At 73.6% G+C, this 18588-nt stretch carries 16 protein-coding genes; 9 read left to right on the forward strand and 7 right to left on the reverse strand.

Features of this window, described 5'->3' with window-relative positions:
- Positions 1-98: 98 nt before the first annotated feature.
- Positions 99-1583, reverse strand: coding sequence for a sodium/glutamate symporter (locus tag ACSTA4_RS17870; RefSeq protein ID WP_444960260.1), 1485 nt, complete (start codon positions 1581-1583; stop codon positions 99-101).
- Positions 1584-2114: 531 nt separating this feature from the next.
- On the opposite strand from ACSTA4_RS17870, the gene ACSTA4_RS17875 reads away from it, so the two are divergent.
- Together ACSTA4_RS17875 and ACSTA4_RS17880 are read left to right on the forward strand one after the other, a co-directional pair.
- Positions 2115-2618: a DoxX family protein gene (locus ACSTA4_RS17875; protein WP_444960261.1), complete on the forward strand. Its 504-nt coding sequence runs from the start codon at positions 2115-2117 to the stop codon at positions 2616-2618.
- Positions 2619-2737: 119 nt separating this feature from the next.
- Complete coding sequence (locus ACSTA4_RS17880) at positions 2738-3553, forward strand: metallophosphoesterase family protein (protein WP_444960262.1); 816 nt, start codon at positions 2738-2740, stop codon at positions 3551-3553.
- A 30-nt stretch (positions 3554-3583) separates the two neighbouring features.
- Here ACSTA4_RS17880 and idi read toward each other — a convergent pair whose 3' ends face one another.
- The 4 genes from idi to ACSTA4_RS17900 form a co-directional block, all read right to left on the reverse strand.
- Positions 3584-4183, reverse strand: coding sequence for an isopentenyl-diphosphate Delta-isomerase (gene idi / locus ACSTA4_RS17885; protein WP_444960263.1), 600 nt, complete (start codon positions 4181-4183; stop codon positions 3584-3586).
- A gap of 99 nt (positions 4184-4282) precedes the next feature.
- Positions 4283-5143 carry a geranyl diphosphate 2-C-methyltransferase gene (locus tag ACSTA4_RS17890; RefSeq protein ID WP_444960264.1) on the reverse strand — a complete coding sequence of 287 codons (861 nt, stop codon included), beginning with the start codon at positions 5141-5143 and terminating at the stop codon, positions 4283-4285.
- A 104-nt stretch (positions 5144-5247) separates the two neighbouring features.
- On the reverse strand, positions 5248-6576 hold the full coding sequence (locus ACSTA4_RS17895; protein ID WP_444964205.1) for a family 2 encapsulin nanocompartment cargo protein terpene cyclase: 1329 nt from the start codon (positions 6574-6576) through the stop codon (positions 5248-5250).
- 52 nt (positions 6577-6628) lie between these two features.
- Positions 6629-8032, reverse strand: a complete 1404-nt coding sequence (locus ACSTA4_RS17900; RefSeq protein ID WP_444960265.1) for a family 2B encapsulin nanocompartment shell protein — start codon at positions 8030-8032, stop codon at positions 6629-6631.
- A 746-nt stretch (positions 8033-8778) separates the two neighbouring features.
- On the opposite strand from ACSTA4_RS17900, the gene ACSTA4_RS17905 reads away from it, so the two are divergent.
- The 7 genes from ACSTA4_RS17905 (at position 8779) to ACSTA4_RS17935 (ending at position 16627) form a co-directional block, all read left to right on the forward strand.
- Positions 8779-9822: a 2-keto-3-deoxygluconate permease gene (locus tag ACSTA4_RS17905; protein ID WP_444960266.1), complete on the forward strand. Its 1044-nt coding sequence runs from the start codon at positions 8779-8781 to the stop codon at positions 9820-9822.
- Positions 9819-11018 carry a four-carbon acid sugar kinase family protein gene (locus ACSTA4_RS17910; protein ID WP_444960267.1) on the forward strand — a complete coding sequence of 400 codons (1200 nt, stop codon included), beginning with the start codon at positions 9819-9821 and terminating at the stop codon, positions 11016-11018. Before ACSTA4_RS17905 ends, ACSTA4_RS17910 begins: the two co-directional genes overlap by 4 nt.
- Positions 11015-12043, forward strand: a complete 1029-nt coding sequence (gene pdxA / locus ACSTA4_RS17915) for a 4-hydroxythreonine-4-phosphate dehydrogenase PdxA (RefSeq protein ID WP_248770931.1) — start codon at positions 11015-11017, stop codon at positions 12041-12043. Before ACSTA4_RS17910 ends, pdxA begins: the two co-directional genes overlap by 4 nt.
- 213 nt (positions 12044-12256) lie before the next feature.
- Complete coding sequence (locus tag ACSTA4_RS17920) at positions 12257-13144, forward strand: GntR family transcriptional regulator (protein ID WP_444960268.1); 888 nt, start codon at positions 12257-12259, stop codon at positions 13142-13144.
- A 379-nt stretch (positions 13145-13523) separates the two neighbouring features.
- Positions 13524-13820 carry a lactococcin 972 family bacteriocin gene (locus tag ACSTA4_RS17925; protein ID WP_248770933.1) on the forward strand — a complete coding sequence of 99 codons (297 nt, stop codon included), beginning with the start codon at positions 13524-13526 and terminating at the stop codon, positions 13818-13820.
- Positions 13821-13893: 73 nt separating this feature from the next.
- Positions 13894-15963, forward strand: a complete 2070-nt coding sequence (locus ACSTA4_RS17930) for a hypothetical protein (RefSeq protein WP_444960269.1) — start codon at positions 13894-13896, stop codon at positions 15961-15963.
- 16 nt (positions 15964-15979) lie between these two features.
- The gene (locus tag ACSTA4_RS17935) at positions 15980-16627 is read left to right on the forward strand and encodes an ABC transporter ATP-binding protein (RefSeq protein WP_444960270.1); all 648 of its coding nucleotides are present in this window, start codon (positions 15980-15982) and stop codon (positions 16625-16627) included.
- A gap of 182 nt (positions 16628-16809) precedes the next feature.
- Here ACSTA4_RS17935 and ACSTA4_RS17940 read toward each other — a convergent pair whose 3' ends face one another.
- Together ACSTA4_RS17940 and ACSTA4_RS17945 are read right to left on the reverse strand one after the other, a co-directional pair.
- A complete protein-coding gene (locus tag ACSTA4_RS17940; RefSeq protein WP_444960271.1) occupies positions 16810-17544 on the reverse strand; it encodes an SDR family NAD(P)-dependent oxidoreductase in 735 nt (244 codons plus the stop codon).
- A gap of 292 nt (positions 17545-17836) precedes the next feature.
- Complete coding sequence (locus tag ACSTA4_RS17945) at positions 17837-18433, reverse strand: TetR/AcrR family transcriptional regulator (RefSeq protein ID WP_174548303.1); 597 nt, start codon at positions 18431-18433, stop codon at positions 17837-17839.
- Positions 18434-18588: the final 155 nt, after the last annotated feature.

The following is an 18588-nucleotide window of genomic DNA, read 5'->3' on the forward strand; positions in this document are numbered from 1 at the left end:
CCCGAACACGTCGGGGCCCGGGAGCACCGGACCGGTCCTGGCCGCCGGGCCCCGCGCCCCGATCCGCCGTGGCCGGACCGGCGGGCGCGTGCGCCGGGTCAGGACACCGTCTCGGCCTCCTCGGCCTCCCGTTCGGTGGCGGCGGCCCCGCGCGACCTGCGGCGGAGCACGAACAGGCCCGTGGCGAGGCTGGCCGCCAGGACCACGGCCATGATCGCCAGGAAGCCCACCGCTCCCACCTGCGGGCTGATGATCAGCGGGATGGCGGCCGCGGTGACCAGGCCGCCCCCGAAGAACGGTTCGAAGATCAGCTGCTTGTAGCCGAACGCCGGGTAGGCGGGCGACTTCATCTCCGGGTCCACGACGCGCATCAGCACCAGACCCGTGGCGGTGACCCCGAGGGACTGGCCGAACTCGCCGATGCCCCGTTCGAACCAGTGGCTGGGCATCATCCGCGGCGCCAGGAACAGGAAGCCGCACAGCGACCACAGGATGCCCGCCACGGCGAGGATGGTGAAGGCGGCGAGGTTGTCGGCGATGGCCTGGAGCGAGAGGGTGGCCATCGCGGCGATGATGAGCACGTCCAGCGACAGGCCCTGGATCCGCTCGACGGTCCCGTGGTCCACCACCTCGTTGCGGTCGAAGCGGTCGATGAACACCTGGAGGACGATGCCGCCGATCATGGCCAGCGGGAACAGCGGCACGTAGGCCATGATCTCGATGGTGTCGGCCCACAGCATCCGCTCCAGCCACTGCAACCCCATGAGGATGAGCTGACCGATCAGCACGGCGAGGGCGACCAGCCCGAAGTGGAGTGTCATCGGGTCCATGGACGAGGGGTGGACGGTCATGGTCGAGCCCGCCGAGCGCTTGCCGGGTTCGACCAGCCCGGCCTGCTCGGTGTCGCTGCCGCGCGCGTCATCGCTGATCACGTTGGACTTGCCGCGGCGCACGCCCCAGTTGATGAGGACGATGCCGACGATGATCCCCGACAGCAGTCCGACGGTGGCCATGCCCAGGGCCAGGTCCTGCCCCTCGGCCCAGCCCGCCTGCTCGAAGGTGTCGCCCAGCCCCGCCGCGGTCCCGTGCCCGCCGAGGAAGCCGATCTCGATCAGGGCCCCGGAGATGACCGGCACGCCGAACAGGGGTGCGAGCACCAGCAGGGCGAGCACCAGGCCGATCACGTACTGGCCGCTGGCCATGGTGACGCCGAAGGCGAGGTTGGGGCCCGCCAGGGAGGCGGCCTCGCGGAAGCGGGGCAGGGGCTTGCCGAGGAAGAGGCTGGCGAAGACCACCGAGATCAGCAGGCCGGGCAGGGCCGACCAGACCGCCATCACGTCGGTGCCGAAGAGTCCGCCCTCGGCCGCGCGCTCGGCGAAGCCCCCACCGACGCCCCGGTCGGCCAGCCAGCCCATGAGGCGCCCGAACACGTCGGGGCCCAGGAGCAGGGCGACACCGCCGCCGATGATCGACGCGGGCAGGTAGAGCCTCTGCGTCAGCTTCCACCTGACCCGTACCAGCTTCGCTGTCAGCAGCAGCACTCCCAGCAGCAGGAGTGCGAGGCCGACGGTCTCAGGGCTCATCCTCTACCTCTCGTGTGTCGGTTCCGCGAGCGCGTGCGCACCCGGACACGAGCGGGTCGGGGGCGGCACGCCTCGGCTCGGCGCCGTGGCGGGGAGGTAGGGGGGCGCCACGGCTCGGATGACCGTGTCGTCACGATCACCCGCGGCATCTTACACACGCTGTAGTGGTGTCGAACACGGACTCAACGTGACCGGAGCGGACGCGGTACACGGGTCCGCTCACACCGCGCGGGCCGCGGCGACCGGGGCCGCCGACGCTCCCACCCGCGACAGGACCCGAACGCGGTTCACGGACGGGTCTGTGGAGACCGGGGGGCGAGGGTTCCGCCGTCGGGGTTCGGTCCGCCCTATCCGAGCCGGTCCGCCCGGCGGTCCGCCGCCGGGATGGGAAGTGTCACGCGGGGTCCGCGGGCGGCCGCGGGCCCCGTCCGCCACCACCCCTCCATCTTTCCATTGACAAGTTTCGCTGACGGGAGGAATATTGCCAGTGGAAAGATCTCTGGACGGGAGAACGGACCGGGAGGAAGCACCATGGAACCCCTCATCGCCCTCGTCGGCGTCACGGCGCTGCTGCTCGTCCTCGGCGCGGCGGGCGTGCGTCCGCTGCGCTCCTGGCCGCTGGCCCTGCGGGGCGGGATCGCGGCCATGTTCACCCTGACCGGGGTGTCGCACTTCGTGGGCATGCGCGAGGACCTGATCGCGATGGTCCCGCCCGCGCTGCCCGCCCCCGCCCTGCTGGTCACCGTCACGGGCGTCCTCGAACTGGCCGGGGCGGCGGGGGTCCTGTGGGCGCGCACCTCACCCTGGGCCGCGGCCGGGCTCAGCGCCCTGCTGGTGGTCATGTTCCCGGCCAACGTGTACGCGCTCACCGCCGGGACGGTCCCCGGAACGACCGAGAGCCTGCCGGTGCGCACCGCCGTGCAGGCGGTGTTCCTGGCCGCGACGCTCGCCGTGCTGGTCCACCATCTGCGCGCCCGGCGGCGCGCGGCGCCGGCGGTCCCGGCGCGGGATGCCCGCGCCGGGACCGCCGTGTGAGCCGCCCGGCGGCACGGCGCAGCAGGGCCCCCGCTTCCGCCCCGGGGCGAAGGCGAGGGCCCCCACCCGTTTCTGTGTAGGGTGGCCGCGGACCGGTGCCGACACGGGGAGACGGTGGGATGGGCCTGTTCGCCATCAGCGACCTGCACGTACGGCACGGTGACAACCGCGCCTTCACCGAGGGGTTGCGGCCGGAGTCCGACGACGACTGGCTCCTGGTGGCCGGGGACGTCGCCGAGACCGGCGAGGACGTCCTCTGGGCGATGGAACTGCTGGCCGACCGGTTCGCCACCGTGGTCTGGGTTCCGGGCAACCACGAACTGTGGACCACGCCCAAGGACCCCGTCCAGCTGCGCGGGGAGGCGCGCTACCGGCACCTGGTCGAGGGCCTGCGCGGACTGGGCGTGCACACCCCCGAGGACCCCTACCCGGTGTGGCCGGGACCCGGGGGGCCGGTCGCGGTGGCCCCCCTGTTCGTCCTGTACGACCACACCTTCCGGCCCGAGGGGACGCACACCAAGGAGGAGGCGCTGGCGGTCGCCCACGAGACGGGCGTGGTGTGCACCGACGAGTACCTGCTGCACCCCGACCCCCACCCCGGGCGCGACGCCTGGTGCCGCGCCCGCCTGGAGTACACGCGCGAGCGGCTGGACGCGCTGGACGCGGACCTGCCGACCGTGCTGGTCAACCACTTCCCCCTGGTGCGCGAACCCACCCGGATCCTGCGCCACCCCGAGTTCGCCCAGTGGTGCGGGACCGAGGCCACCGCGGACTGGCACGTGCGCTACCGGGCGCGCGCCGTGGTCTACGGGCACCTGCACATCCCGCGCACGATCGTGGTCGACGGCGTGCCCCACGTGGAGGTCTCGCTGGGCTACCCCCGTGAGTGGGGCGCCCGTCCGCACCCGCCCGAGGGGCCGCGCCGCATCCTGTAGGCCGCGGGGCGCGAGGGGCCCGGACCGTGGCTACCAGCCCGCGTCGGGCGCCAGCTCGCGCACCGCGGGCAGCGCGGCGTCGAACACGGTCGCGAACCACGCCGAGACCGGGTGCTCCCCGCGCAGCCGCGCGAGCCCGTCCGGGTCCACGAACGCGGTCCCGGCGATCTCCCCGGGGTCGGGGCGCAGTTCGTCGCGCACCAGGCCGACGAAGAGGTGGTTGTACTCCTGCTCCACCAGCCCGGAAACCGGGTCGGGGTGGTTGTAGCGCACGGTTCCGGCCTCGCGCATCAGCGCGGGGGCCGCGCCCAGCTCCTCGCCGGTGCGCCGGGCGGCGGCCGCGAAGGGCGTCTCTCCGGGGTAGGGGTGGCCGCAGCAGGTGTTGGACCACACGCCGGGAGAGTGGTACTTGCCCAGGGCGCGGCGCTGGAGCAGCAGGCGGCCGCGCCCGTCCAGCAGGAAGACCGAGAAGGCCCGGTGCAGCCGCCCGGGGGGCAGGTGGGCGGAGAGCTTCTCCGCGGTGCCGATCGTCGTCCCGTCCTCGTCGACCAGTTCGAGCATGACCGGGCGCGCGGCGGGGTCGTCCCGGCCGTCGGCGGAGCGGTGGTCGGTGTCCGTTCTGGCGGTCATCGGTGTCCTTCGTGTTCGGCGTCGGGGTGCGGGCGCCCGTAGGGGTACGGACGCTCGGAGGGGCGGCGCGGCCGGTGCCCGCGCCGCCCCCCGGGAGGTTCAGACGCGGTCGGCCGCGATGAGCAGGTAGTGGAAGCTGTTCTCCTTGTAGGCGGTGAGGAAGGGCTCCTCGATGCCGGTGGCCACGGAGGACTTCGCGCGCAGCTCCCAGTAGGGGATCGTGGCCGCGGTGAGGTCCACGACCTCCATGGGGACGAGTCCGTTGGCGGCCATCGCCCGGAAGTACTCGCTCCGGGGGTGGATGTTGCAGGTGTAGTGCTCGTCGATGCGGCTGACCGCCTTGGAGCGGCCGCCGGTCACGTCGTTGTAGCAGCCGGTGATGGTGACGTAGCGGCCGCCGTACTCCAGCAGGCGGGCGTGCTCGCGGAAGAGCTCGAACAGGTCCACGTACATGGTGGACTCGTTGTTCCAGCTGGCGCGCAGGGAGCCCGTCTCGAAGCCGGTGTCGAGCATGTTGCGGAAGTGGAAGCGCACGCGGTCGGACACGCCCCGCTCCTCGGCCTGGCCGTTGGCGAAGGCGACCTGCTGCTCGGAGATGCTGATGCCGTCCACGTGGCAGCCGAAGCGCTGGTTGGCCATGAAGCTGGTGCCGCCGCGGCCGGAGCCGGTGTCCATGATCCGGTCGTCGGGCGCGACCGGGCCCAGGTAGTCCAGCAGCACGTTGGCCTGCGCGGTCTCCAGGCGGTGCATCTCCTGGATGATGCGCTCGTCGCGGGTCTCCTCCGGCCCCTCCAGCACGGACGGGTCGTAGTCGCCGATCCCGTAGTGGTGGTGGTAGAGGCCGTCGACCTCGCCGAGGCGGATGTTGACGGGGTCCTTCTCGGCGTTCCAGTACGCCGCCACGGACTCCTGGTAGGCGGTGCGCAGGACGTTGGCCGATCGGCTGAGGGTCTCGGTCATCGCGGAGGAACTCCTTGTCGTGGTGTGTCGGTCGGGACCGGCCCCGGCTCGGGGCCGGGCCGGTCCGCTGCGGAGGGAGGGGCCGCGCCGGGCGCGCGGCCCGTTCAGTCGGTGCCCGCCCCGTGGTAGCGGGGGCTGCGGGCGTGCCATTCGCGGCTGCCGCCGAGCCAGGCCCACAGGCCCCACAGGAAGCGGCGCAGCTCCGGCGAGCCGGTGAGCGCCAGGGCGGCGGCCTCGGCCTCGAAGGCGTGCATCAGCTCGTCGTGGATGTCGACGGTGCGCCGCACGGCCTCACCCAGCGAGCACCCGTCCTCGGTGGCGATCAGCCGGGGCAGACTGAGGTCGGTGACGTCCTCCTTGCCCATGGAGTACAGGTCGTTGACGATCACGCTCGCGCTGCCCGCCAGGGTGAACACGCGGCGCACGCTGGGCTCGGAGAACGCCTGGTGCGGCAGCTCGTACCCGGCGACCGCGTCGATGAGCGCCATGCACGGCACGAAGCTGTTCTCGTGCCGGTGCATGAGGAACTCCCAGACCGGCGGCCGGTGGCCGGTGGCCAGCCAGTTGCCCTCCTGGTTGTAGGCCACGAACATGATCGCCAGCTCGTGGCGGAGCCTGCGCACCTGCGAGGCGGTGGCGTAGAGGCCCAGGTTGTCCAGGCTGGAGCGCAGGGCCCGCATCACGGGGTCCGCGCGCACGACCTCCTCCAGCTGGGGCGCGTAGCGCAGCGGCAGGTGCGCCTGGTCGATGACCGAGTGCGCGATGGCCAGGCGCTGGCCGAGCAGCTCCGGCTGCGCCTCCTCGGCCTCGCCGTCGACGTAGTGGTCGTCCACGGACCACTCGGCCAGGGCGCACTTGGCCGCCGCCAGCAGCCGGTCGGGGTCGTCGGTCTCGGGGTGGGCGAGCATGATGAGGCGTCCGAACCCGGCCGAGCGGACCCGGTCGAGCTGGCCGGGGTAGACCCCCATCTCCTCGGCCCACACCAGCAGCCGGTCGTCGACCTCGTCCCCCAGGGCGGGGTCGTCGCGGACGGCGGGCGGGCAGTACAGCGCCGGGATGCGCTCCCCGTCGACCTCGGGCCCCTCGGGTTCGGAGGCCACGGCCGACCCCTCGGGCGGGGCGCCGGTCCCCGGGCGCTCGGGCGCCGGGGCGGTGGGGCCCGGGGCGCCCGCTCCGCCGGGGTGGCCGGGGAGGCGGAGTCCGGTGCGCACGGCGAGGGAGCCGGGGCTCTGGTCTGCGACGTGGGAGTCGGGCAGCCGGAGCCGCAGCGCCGACGTGCCGACCTCGCGGGAGCCCACGGGCAGCCGGGGCGCGGGAGGTGTGCGCGGGGCGGCCGCGGAAGCCAGCAGGTCCGGTCTCCCGGGGCGGCGCGAATCACGGAGCAGGCGGTCCACCAGGGCCGCCACCTCCGAAGAGGCGGCGGAGGCGGACATCCTGGGCAGCGGTGGCACCGTCTAGACCTCCTTCCCTGACGGTGTCGGGTGCTCAGCCACGCGGGTGGACCTCGGCGTTCTCCAGGATCCCGATGGCGTCGGGGACGAGCACCGCGGCGGAGTAGTAGGTGCTGACGAGGTAGGAGATGACGGCCTTGTCGTCGATGCCCATGAAGCGCGCGTTGAGGCCGGGCTCGACCTCGTCGGGCAGGCCGGTCTGGTAGAGGCCGATGACGCCCTCGTTGTCCTCGCCGGTGCGGACCGCGATGATCGAGGAGGTCTGGTGCTCGGTGACCGGGATCTTGCCGCAGGGCAGGAGCGGCACGCCGCGCCAGGCGGGCAGGTGGTGGCCGTTGACCTCGACGGTGCCGATGTTGAGGCCCCGGCTGTTGCACTCCTTGCCGAAGGCGGCGATGGCGCGGGGGTGGGCGAACATGTACTGGGTGTTGCGGCGCATGCTCAGCAGGTCGTCCAGGTCGTCGGGGGTGGGCGGCCCCGAGTGGGTCTGGATGCGCTGCTTGAACTCGGCGTTGTGGAGCAGGCCGAACTCGCGGTTGTTGACCAGTTCGTGCTCCTGGCGCTCGCGCAGGGCCTGGATGGTCAGCCGCAGCTGCTGCTCGGTCTGGTTCATCGGCTTGTTGTAGAGGTCGGCGACCCGGCTGTGCACCCGCAGCACGGTCTGGGCCACGCTCAGCTCGTACTCGCGCGGCCTGAGCTCGTAGTCCACGAAGGTGCTGGGCAGCTCGGCCTCGCCGACGTGGCCCGAGGACAGGGCGATCTCGGCCTCGCCGTGCTTGTTCTGCCGCTCGCCGGGCAGGGACAGGTACTGCTGGACGTGGGCCTGGAGGGCGGGCGAGTCGTCCAGGATCGCGATGAAGTCGCGGCGGGGCAGCTCCAGCAGCGTGCCCGCCGTCGCGGCCTTGACGGTGTACTCCCACGCCGGTTCGGTGCCGAGCAGGTGCTGGTCGCCGAACCTGTCGCCGTCGGCCAGAACGCCCAGCCGGACGACCTCGCCGTAGGGGCCGGTGCCGGTCTTGTGCACGCGCCCGTGGGCCAGCAGGAACAGGCTGTCGACCGCCGTGCCCTCCTCCACCAGGACCTGGCCGGTCTCGAAGTCGCGCTGGACGAAGCGGTTGGCCAGGGCCGCCAGCACCTCCTCGTCGTCGAAGCCGCGCAGCAGGGCCAGCTCGCCGAGCTCGTGGGGGATGACCCGGACCTGGGCGCCGGTCTGCTCGAACTCGATCCGCCCGTCGCCGACGGTGTAGGTCAGCCGCCGGTTGACCCGGTAGGCGCCGCCGTCGGTGTGCACCCACGGGAGCATCCGGGTCAGCCAGCGGGAGCTGATGCCCTGCATCTGCGGCGTGGACTTGGTGGTGGTCGCCAGGTTCCGCGCGGCCGCGGTACCCAGGCTCTGCTGCTTGCTGCTCCGGACCTCAGGAGCCGAGTCGATCGACATCCGCCGTGTCTCTCCTCATGGTGGTGGCGCGCCCGTCCCGCGGGGCCGGGGGAGGTGGCCCCGCGGGCGGGGGCGCGCCGGGAAAGGTTGCGCGTCTTCGGATACATGGCGCGACCTGGGCAGTTGACGCACAGGCCGGCTTTCTCCGTAAACCGCTGATCACCCTAGGAGCGCCCGTTCGCACTTCGCAGGGAAATGAGAGTTTTTCTCAGCAGCGCCGGAGGAACCTCTGTCCCATATCCGCGCCGCCTCCACCATCCCCGGGGTCACACACCCCACCGAAAGGCACTTCTCGACCACACCACAAGCCCACGAACAGGGCACACGACCCCAAAAAGACCCGCGCCCCTCACCGCCGAGTACGAACAGAGCAACGAACAGAAACCACAAATTCAGGACATTTCGTGATGTGAATTTTCGATGAGGAAGGACCGGGCGCACCGCCTCCCGGTCACCGAAGAGGAGGATTACGGCCAACCGATGCCACGCCCGCACCGCGGCTCCGGCGCGACCCGCGGGAGAGCACCCGGGCGTTCCGTGGCACGGATCACACCGACCCGACCACACTCCCCCGCGCACCGCCCCGCGGCGCCTCCGCGCCCCGGCCCGCCGACACCCCGATGTGAATTCGTGTGCCCGGATCTGACATCATCCCAACTTGTACGTACACTCTGTACGGACAACATGTGTTCCGGCCTCCGACCTCCACGGGCCGCCCGCCGGGCCACCCCTGCGAACGGATACTTATGCGCGACGACCACGGGTCCCTGGTGCCCCTCTACCACTGGATGAACAAGATCCCCGGCGGGGCGATGCTGATCCCCCTGGTCCTGGGATCGGTCATCGGAACCTTCGCCCCCGGGGCGCTGGACATCGGCAGCTTCACCACCGCGCTGTTCAAGGACAGCGCGATGCCCCTGATCGCCCTGCTGATCTTCGCCACCGGTACCCAGGTCACCCTCCGCACGAGCGGCCCCGTCCTGGCCACGACCGGTGTCGTGCTCCTGGGCAAGAGCGTCATCCCCGGCCTGCTGATCATCGCCCTGGCCATGGTCACCGGTCCCGAGGGCCTCCTGGGCGTGTCGATCCTGGCGATGATCGCCGCCGCCACCAACGCCAACGGCGGGCTGTGGCTGGCCATCACCGGCCAGTACGGACGCGCCCGCGACCGCGGCGCCTACATCGCCGGAGCGGTCAACGACGGCCCCTTCTTCGCCCTGCTGTTCATCGGGGCCTCGGGACTGGGCCAGATCCCGCTGACGACCCTGCTCGCCGCGATCATCCCGTTCGTGCTCGGCGTCGTCGTGGGCAACGTGGACGCGCAGTGGCGCGACGTGCTCAAGCCCGTGCCCGGCATCGTCATCCCGTTCTTCGCCTTCGCCCTCGGCACGGGGATCAACCTGGCCGACGTGGCCCGGGGCGGGCTGACCGGCATCCTGATGGGCGTGGTCATCACCCTGGTCACCGGCGGGTTCGTCTACCTCGGCTACAGGTTCCTGCTGCGGCGCGGCGGGGAGTCCGGCGTCGGCTTCGCCGCCGGTACCACCTCCGGCAACGCCGTGGCCACCCCGGCCATCGTCGCCGCGGCCGACCCGTCGTTCGCCGCCTACGTGGGCACCGCGACCTCCCAGGTCGCCGCGAGCGTCCTGGTCACCGCCCTGCTGGCCCCGCTGGTGACCACGTGGGTCCTGCGCCGGGCCGGGGCCTCGCCCGCCGAGGCCGAGAAGGAGGAGCAGGCCCGCGCCGCCGCTTCGGCCGCGCCCGCCCAGGCCAAGGAGGACAACCCGTGAGCACACCCGAAGAGCCCCGCGTGGCCGTGGTCGCCGACGACCTGACCGGCGCGGGCGACACCGCGGTGCAGTTCCTGCGCGCGGGGTGGAGCACCGAGCTCCAGCTCTCCCCGGCCCCCTCCACCGCCGAGGTGGTGGCGGTCAGCACCGACTCGCGGGCGCTGCCCGCGGAGCGGGCCGCCCGGGCCGCCGACGAGGCCGTCCGGCGCCTGCGCGGGGCGGGCGCGGCCCGCCTGTACAAGAAGGTCGACTCCACCCTGCGCGGTCCCATCCGCGCGGAGATCGACGCGACGCTCGCGGCCTGGTCGCCCGGCGCGGTCGCCGTGGTCTGCCCGGCCTTCCCGGCCACGGGGCGCACGGTCCGCGACGGGGTCCTCCTGGTCGACGGGGTCGAGGTGCACCGCACCGCGGTCGGCCGCGACCCGGTGACCCCGGTGACCGAGAGCCGGATCGCGGTCCTGCTGGGCGCCGAGCACGTGCGGCTCACCGGCGACGACGCCCGCGCCGACGCCGAACTGCTGCGCGCCGGCGGCCCGGTCGTGGTCGCGGACGCCGAGACCGAGGAGGACCTGGACCGCCTCGCGGCGGCCGTCACCGCTCTGGGCCCGGACGCCGTGCCGGTGGGCTCGGCCGGGCTCGCCTCCCGGCTGGCCCGCTCCTGGGCCGAGCAGGAGGCCCCGGCGCCCGCGCTGGTGGTGGTCACCTCGCTGCACCAGACCGCACGCGGCCAGGTGGAGGAGCTGGTGGCCGACCCGCGCACCCGCATCGAGCAGCCCGCGCCGGGCGACCTCGCCGACGAGGAGGCCTGGCGCTCCTGGACCCGCGGGGCGCTGGAGCGGTTCGACCCCTCGACGGCCCACACGGCGCTGGTGGCGCCCGAGGACCGCGACGGGCAACTCGATCCGGCCGCCGTGGCCCGCCGCATGGGCGAGTTCGCCGCCGCCCTGGCCGGACGGCACGAGCTGTCCGGGTTCGTCGTCACCGGCGGCGACGGGGCGCGCGCCCTGACCCGGGCGCTGGAGGCCCGCGCCATCGCCCTGACCGGCGAGGTCGCGCCCGGCATCCCGATCGGCACACTGTCCGGCGGGCCCCGGCACGGCCGCGCCATCGTCACCAAGGCCGGGGGATTCGGATCCCCCACCGCACTACTGGAGGCCGCCGAGGCGGTCCGCCACCCGAAAGGCAGGAACGCATGAGCCGTCCCACACTGGCAGTCACCCTGGGCGACGTGGCGGGGATCGGCCCCGAGATCACGGCCAAGGCGCTGCTGCACCACCCCGAGGTCCGCGAGTACGCCAAGCCGGTCGTGGTCGGTGACGCCGACGCGCTCCGCAACGCCGTCGCCGCCGTCGGCGGGGACCCGGAGGCGGTCAACACCGTCGCCTCCCCGGCCGAGGCCGCCGACCGGCCCGACGTGATCGACGTCGTGCAGACCGGTCCCTCGCTGGGCCACGTCCCCCCGGGCGAGCTGAGCGCGGAGGCTGGCGACGGGGCGGCCCGGTTCGTCATCGCCGCCGTGGACCTGGCCAAGCGCGGCCTGGTGGAGGGCATCGTCACCCCGCCGCTGAACAAGGCCGCGATGCACCTGGGCGGCCACGCCTGGCCCGGGCACACCGAGCTGCTCGCGCACGAGTTCGGGGTGAAGGACTACAGCCTGGTGCTGTCGGCCGACGAGCTGTCCTTCTTCCACCTGACGACGCATGTGTCGCTGCGCCAGGCCATCGAGGGCGTCACCCAGGAGCGGACCCTCCAGGTGCTGCGCCTGATGAGCGCCTTCGCCCGCGCCCAGGGCAGCCCGGACGAGCCCATCGGGGTGGCGGGTCTGAACCCGCACGCGGGTGAGAACCGCCTGTTCGGCGACGAGGACGCCGACGTCCTGGCGCCCGCGATCGCCCGCGCCCGCGAGGAGGGCATCAACGCCCACGGCCCGCTCCCCGCCGACGCCCTGATCCCGGCGGCGGTCAAGGGCAAGTGGAAGCTGGTCGCGGTCTGCTACCACGACCAGGGGCACGCGCCCTTCAAGGCGGTCTACGGGGACGACGGGGTCAACATCACCGCGGGCCTGCCGGTGGTCCGGGTCTCGGTCGACCACGGCACGGCCTTCGACATCGCGGGCCGGGGCATCGCCCGCGAGGCCAGCCTCGTGCTGGCGATCCGCCGCGCGGCCGAGCTGGCCCCCGGCTGGGGCCACGTCTGGCAGGCCACCCGCTCCGAGGGGTAGCCGGTCCGGGGGTGTGCGCGCCCGTGCGCACACCCCCCGCCTGTGGTGGGCGCCCCGCCCGTCCTGCGGGGCGCCCACCAGAGGCGGGCCTTTCCACCGCACTCCCCCGCCCCGGCCGACGCGTCCGCCGCGCGGCCCGGGGACCGGGCGCGGGCCCGGCACACGAGGCCCCCGCTCCGGGGCGACCGCCCCGGGAGGAGGGACGACCCTAGAATGTTGCGCATGCCCGTGGACCGCACCGACCCCCGACCGCTGCACGCGCAGATCGCCGGAGCTCTGCGCGCGGAGATCCGCGACCGCTCGATCGCCCCCGGTGACACCCTGCCCAGCGAGGCGGCCCTGCGCGAGCGGTTCGGGGTGTCGCGCAGCGTCGTGCGCCAGGCGCTGGCCACGCTGGAGGACGAGGGCGCGGTCCGCCGGACCCGGGGGCGCGCGGCGGTCGCGGCGGTGCCCACCGAGCACCACCGGTTCGTGCAGCGGGTGGCCGGGCTGTTCGACCAGTTCTCCGCCGACGGCCTGCGCCTGTCCACCGCCGTGCTCTCCCTGGAGGCCACCCGGTCGGGCGTGCCCTCCGCGACGCGCCACCTGGGCACGCGCGAGCTGCTGCGCCTGGAGCGGATGCGCTCCCTGGACGGCGACCCCCTGTCCTACGTGCGCACCTGGCTGCCCGCCGAGCGCTTCGCCGCGCTGGACGCCGCGATGCTGCGCGACGCCTCCCTGCACCGGTTGATGGAGGAGCGCTTCGCGGCGGTGCCCACGAGCGGGCGCAGGCAGATCCGCGCCGTGCCCGCCGACCCGCGCATCGCCCGGGAGCTGGGCGTGGCCGCCGACGCGCCGCTGCTGCTGCTGGAGGGCGGGACCTTCGACCAGCAGGGCGCGCCCCTGGAGTGGTTCGAGAGCTGGCACCGCTCCGACCGGGTGGTCTTCGACATCGAGGCCGAGGGCGCCGCCGACCAGGTGCGCATCGCCCCGGACCCGTCGCTGACCGCCTCCCACCCCGAGGCCCCGGCGGGCGCGGCCCGCGGGCCGGGCCTGGAGCGCGCCGTGGAGCTGGCCGAGGAGCTGCGCGCCGAGCTGGCCCGCCTGCGCCGGGGGGACTGAGCCCCCGCCTATCCGAACGGGCGGGGCCGCGCAAGGGCCGCCAGTCGTGTGTACGGCGCCCTCCGGTCATGCGGGTGGCCGGGGCGCGGAACCGGCAGGTGACGGCGGCGGGCCTGTCCGCAACCGGTCAGCGGGCTTTCGGCGGGATCGGGGCGGGGTATCCCCATCTCCCGCGCTCCGGCGAGCGGAGGGGGCCGTGGGCGCCGGGGTACCCCCCGCCCCGGCGCCCACGGCTCCTCCCCCGCCGCCTCCGGCGACCCGACGCGCGGACCCGACACGCGGGCGGGGCGGTGTCCCCCGCCCGCCGGCACGACCCCTCACAGCGAACCGCGAAGGACCTCCCCCGAGAACCCCAGCGAAGGCCAGGAGAGGAAACACCATGCCCCACACCCTCAAGCGGGCGGCCGCGACCCTGGCGATCGCCGCCGGGCTCACCGCCGGGACCGCGGGCGTCGCCGCGGCGGCCGTCAGCTACGTCGGCGGCGGGACGTGGTACCACGGGCTCACCTCCTCGGTCGTGTACTCCGACTACTTCCACGGGTCGCGCTGCCACGGCTCCACGGCGGTGGGCAGGTACACCGTCACGTCCGCGGCGTACCTGCCGGGGTACACCTCCCGGGCGTCGGCCCCGCGTGCCCTGTCCAACAACGAGACCTACTGGAGGCACTGCGGGTAACCGACCGCGACGGACCCGCTGACGTCCCCCCGTCAGCGGGTCGCCCCCGTGTCCGCGACCGCGCCAGGAGACCATGCCCAACCGGACCATCGCCTTCGCCCATACCGCGTTCCTGCTGCTCGCCGCGCTCATCGCCGCGCTGCTGCTGGCCACGTGGGAGCTGACGATCCCCACCGCGCAGCACTCGGCGGTGGTGTGGATCGTCGAGGACGAGGGAACCTCCGACGGCGGCCGGGTCGCGGAGACCGTCGAGCGCGTCGCCGCCGAGCAGGGCGTGGCGATCGGCTTCACCGCCCCGGACGTGCGCACCCCCGAGTCGCTGTCACACCTGTACCTGGCCGTGGGCGACCCCGACTCCCGGTACGCCGACTGGCTGACCGAGGGCTACCCGTCCTTCAACCCTGCCACGGAGCTGCGCGTCCATCCCGTCGACGGGCTCGCCGAACGCAGCCCGCGCGGCTACTACCTGGTCTTCGGCCCGCCCGAGAGCGCGCGGGTACTCACCGAGGCGCTCGCCGAGCACGGCCTGCGCCCGGACGAGGGCGGCAGCCAGGCACAGCTGTGGCAGTCCTTCCTGGGCGGTCCACTGTTCAACGTCCTGGCCCTGGCGCTGCTGGTGGGTGTCACCTCGGTCGGCGCGGGGGTGCTGCTCGGTTCCCGGGACTACGCCGTCCAGCGGCTGCTGGGGCGCTCCTACGGGCGGATCCTGCTGCGCGACCTGGGCCGGGTCGCCCGGCTGTGGGGCGCGGCCCTGCCCGGCGTCGCCCTGGTCGCCCTGGCCTGTCTGGGCCTCTACAACGGCTGGAACCAGCTCGGCTTCTTCGCCCTGATCGCCCTGGTGTTCGCGGGGGTCTTCGCCGCCGTGGCCGTGGCCGTGCACGCCGCGGTGCTCGGTCTGGTGCACACCACCGCGATCCTGCCCGCGCTCAAGGGCCGTATCCCCGTGCGCACCGCCCAGGCGGGCGCCTACCTGGTGCGCGTGCCCGTGCTGCTCCTGGTGCTCGCCGTCCTGGGGTCGGTCGTCCACCTGGCGCAGACCACCCGGGAGCAGCGGGCCTCCCTGGAGGTCTTCGCCCGGACCGGCCAGACCTCGCACGTCACCCTCAACGGCAGCGTCGGCATGGAGGACCCCGAGACCGCCGACTCCCTCCTGGGCCCCTGGCTGCGCCGGGCCGACCGGGAGGGTCAAGTCGTCATCGCCGACCAGCACGCGCCCGAGTCCGTGGTGCCGGTCGGGTCCGGGCGGCCCGGCTTCGACGTGCTCGTGGTCAACGACGCCTACCTGGAGGAGCAGGAGATCGTGTCCCCCTCGGGCGAGCGCTACGGCCCCGCCGCCTCCGAGGGCCGGGTCCGGGTCCTGCTCCCGCGGGCGCACGCCTCCCACCGCGAGGACATCGAGCGGGCGATGCCGGACTGGCTGCGCCTCCAGAACGGCGGCGAGGAGTCCGGGGCCGACGTCGAGGTGCTGCCCGCGGCCGACGGCCAGACGGTGTTCACCTACGGGTCGCGCGCCCCCTTCGCCCAGCGGGAGCTGCCCTTCCTGCGCGACCCGGTGGTCATCGCCCTGCCCAACGGCTCCGTGCTCTCCGACAGCGCCTACGTCACCTACATGACCCACGAGGCCGTGCTGTTCCCCGACCCGGGCGTGGTGGAGCGGGCGCGGGAGGCCGACCCGCGGATGGCCGAGTACGTCAACGCGGTCCAGCCGATCCTGAACAAGGCGGCCGCGGCCCACGCCGCCGACCTGAACCTGTTGCGGATCGAGGCGTTCAACCTGGCCGCCGGTACCGCTCTGCTGCTGCTGACCGGCATCGCCTCGTGCGTCATCCACGCGCGCACCCGGGCCCAGACCGTCTTCGCCCGGCACATCAGCGGGTGGAGCTTCCTCGCCACGCACCGGCGCTTCCTGGCCGTCGAGGCGGGGATCGCGCTGGGCTTCGCGGGCTGGGCCGCGTGGGACTCGCTGACCACGTTGCGGGCGCTGCGCGACCCCGCCAGGATGCTACCGCCCGAGACGGTGCCGACCAGCGGCCTCGAACCCCTCTACGCCGCGGCCATCGCGGCGACCGGGCTCGCCCTGACCCTGGGCGCGCTCGCCTTCTTCCACCGCCGTATCGTCCGCGAGGGCTCCTCGCAGGCCTGAGCCCCCGGGAGGCAGCATGATCACCGTCGAGAAGCTCACCAAGTCCTTCGGCTCCCGAGTGCTGTGGCAGGACCTGGACCTGACCGTGGAGGCGGGGCGGATGCTGGCCCTGGTGGGCACCAGCGGATCGGGCAAGACCACCCTGCTCAACTGCATGGGGCTGCTGGAGAGACCCAGCGCGGGCCGAATCCTCTTCGAGGGCACCGACCTCACCCGTCTGGGGCCGGGCGGGCAGCGGCGCTTCCGCGCCGACGAGCTCGGCTACCTGTTCCAAGACTACGCCCTGGTGGAGAGCGCGTCCGTGCAGGCCAACCTCGCGGTCGTCAAGCGCCACGACACCAGGTCGCGCCACGCCGCGGCGCTGGAACGGGTGGGGCTGGCGGGACGGGAGCGGGAGAAGGTGCACCGGTTGTCGGGCGGTGAGCAGCAACGCGTGGCGCTGGCCCGCGTGCTGGTCAAGCAGCCCTCCCTGGTGCTGGCCGACGAGCCCACGGGCGCGCTGGACCACGACAACGGCGCGATGGTCGTGGAGGTGCTGCGCCAGATGAGCCGGGAGGGCTGCGCGGTGGTGATCGCCACGCACGACGACGCCGTCCGGGACGCGTGCGACGCCGCCTTCGACGTGGGCGCGGGGCGGGAGGCGCAGGCGACCGGCGGCCGGTAGCGGCGAGGGCCCGGGCCCGGCCACGGGGGAAGGCCGCTGCCGCGCGCCTGGGCGACCGGCGGCGCGCACACGCTGGACGGGCCGCCGACGACGAGTCCTGCCGGCGCCTCGTCCAGGGCGCCGAGGGCCGCGAGGAGGACGCACGGGCCGGGGCAGGAGCCCCGGCCCGTACACGCGGCCGCTCACACCTGGGCGTACCCACCGTCGGCGTGGAACTCGGCACCGTTGATGTAGCTCGACGCGTCCGAGGCGAGGAACGTCGCCAGGGCGGCGATCTCCTCGGGCTCAGCGAGCCGGCCCAGGGGAACGGAGGCTTCGATCTGTTCGAGCGCCTCGGGCGTGACGAGCTCCAACAGACCTACGGTGCGTGTACCGCCGGGCGACACGACGTTGACCCGGAAGCCGTGCGCGCGCGCACTGAGGGCCCAACCGCGAGCGAGGTTGCGAATCGCGGCCTTCGAAGCGGCGTAGACCTCAAGTCCCGGGTTGGGCCGGGACGCAGCGGTCGAGCCCGTCAGGATCACCGAAGCGTTGTCGCTGAGCAGCGGTAGCGCCTGCTGGAGCGTGAAGATCGTTCCCTTGACGTTGATGGCGAACAGCGAGTCGACCAGCTCCTCGGTCACCTCGCCGAACGGGGCCGTGGCGCCGACACCGGCGTTGGCGACCAGCACGTCGATGCGTCCGGCCCGGTCCCGCACGGTGCTGTAGAACGCGTCCAGCTCGGAGCGCACCGAGACGTCGCAGACCACGCCGGTCACGCGGTCGCCGAGCTCGGCGACCGCTGCGTCGAGCACGTGCTTGCGGCGACCGGTGACGAACACCGTGGCGCCCGCGTCACGGAACGCGCGAGCGGTCGCGAACCCGATGCCGGTGCTCGCCCCGGTGACGACGGCGATCTTGCCTTCCAAGACGGCCATGCGGCCCTCCCTCAAGTTATGGACTGTTACGTCAAGAATCATAGCCCCGTTATGGACCGATTGGTCAATATTCGGCTCGCGTCGAAGCGCCCAGGCTCCGCGCCCCGAGCTCACCCCGTCTGCGGCGGCATCCCGAACCCGCCGGTCGCGGACCGGTCCGACCGGCGGCACACAGAGGGCCCGCGGGAGAAGTGCGTTCCCCCGGAGGCCGCGGCACCCGGATCGGGGGCACGCCGCGGGACGGCGCGCCGACCGCGGACCGCGGCGGTACGGGTCCGTCGGCGGGGCGCCGCTACCGCGCTGGGGCGGGCAGCAGCCGTGCCAGGGCGGAGTGGGCGATCACGGTCAGCGCGCCGACGTCCATGCCGGTGCGCCCGAGGGCGATGAGACCGAGCTGCGCGACGAGGGCCGCACGGGCGGTCTCGGCAGGATCGGCACCGGGATCGAGGTCGCCCTCGCTCCGGGCGCGCTCCAGCGCCGCCGTGAGGACGGACGTGACCGCGTCGTAGCTGCGGCGGGCCTCGGCGGCCACGTCCGGTGTGCTGGCGGCGAGCTCGGCGTTGCTGTTGGCAAGCAGGCAGCCCCGGCGCGCGGCCGCCCCGGTCGGGTCACCGGTCATGCCGAGGACGAACTCGCGCACCACGTCGACGCCCTTCGCCGCGGAATCCAGGCGCTCGCGCAGTGCCAGCAGGTTCGCGTCGTCGTACTCCCGCAGCACCCGAAGAAAGAGGCTCCTCTTGTCCCCGAACGCCCCGTAGAGGCTGCCCTTGCCCAGCCCGCTCACGCGCAGCAGGTCGTCCATCGAGGTCGCCGCGTACCCCTTGTCCCAGAACTCGTCGCGGACAGCGAGAAGCACGCGGTTTTCGTCGAACTCACGAGGTCGCGCCATCCGTTCAGCGTACTGGTTCTGGACCATGCGGTCACAATGAGGGAATCCGCGTCGTCCGGCGGTTCGTGCCCGGCGCGCGGGGGCCGAGACCGGTGAGGGCCGTGGGCTCCGCGGCGCCGGAACCCGCGCACGGCCGGGCGAGGGGCTAGAGTGCC

The organism is Nocardiopsis sp. M1B1 (assembly GCF_052466615.1).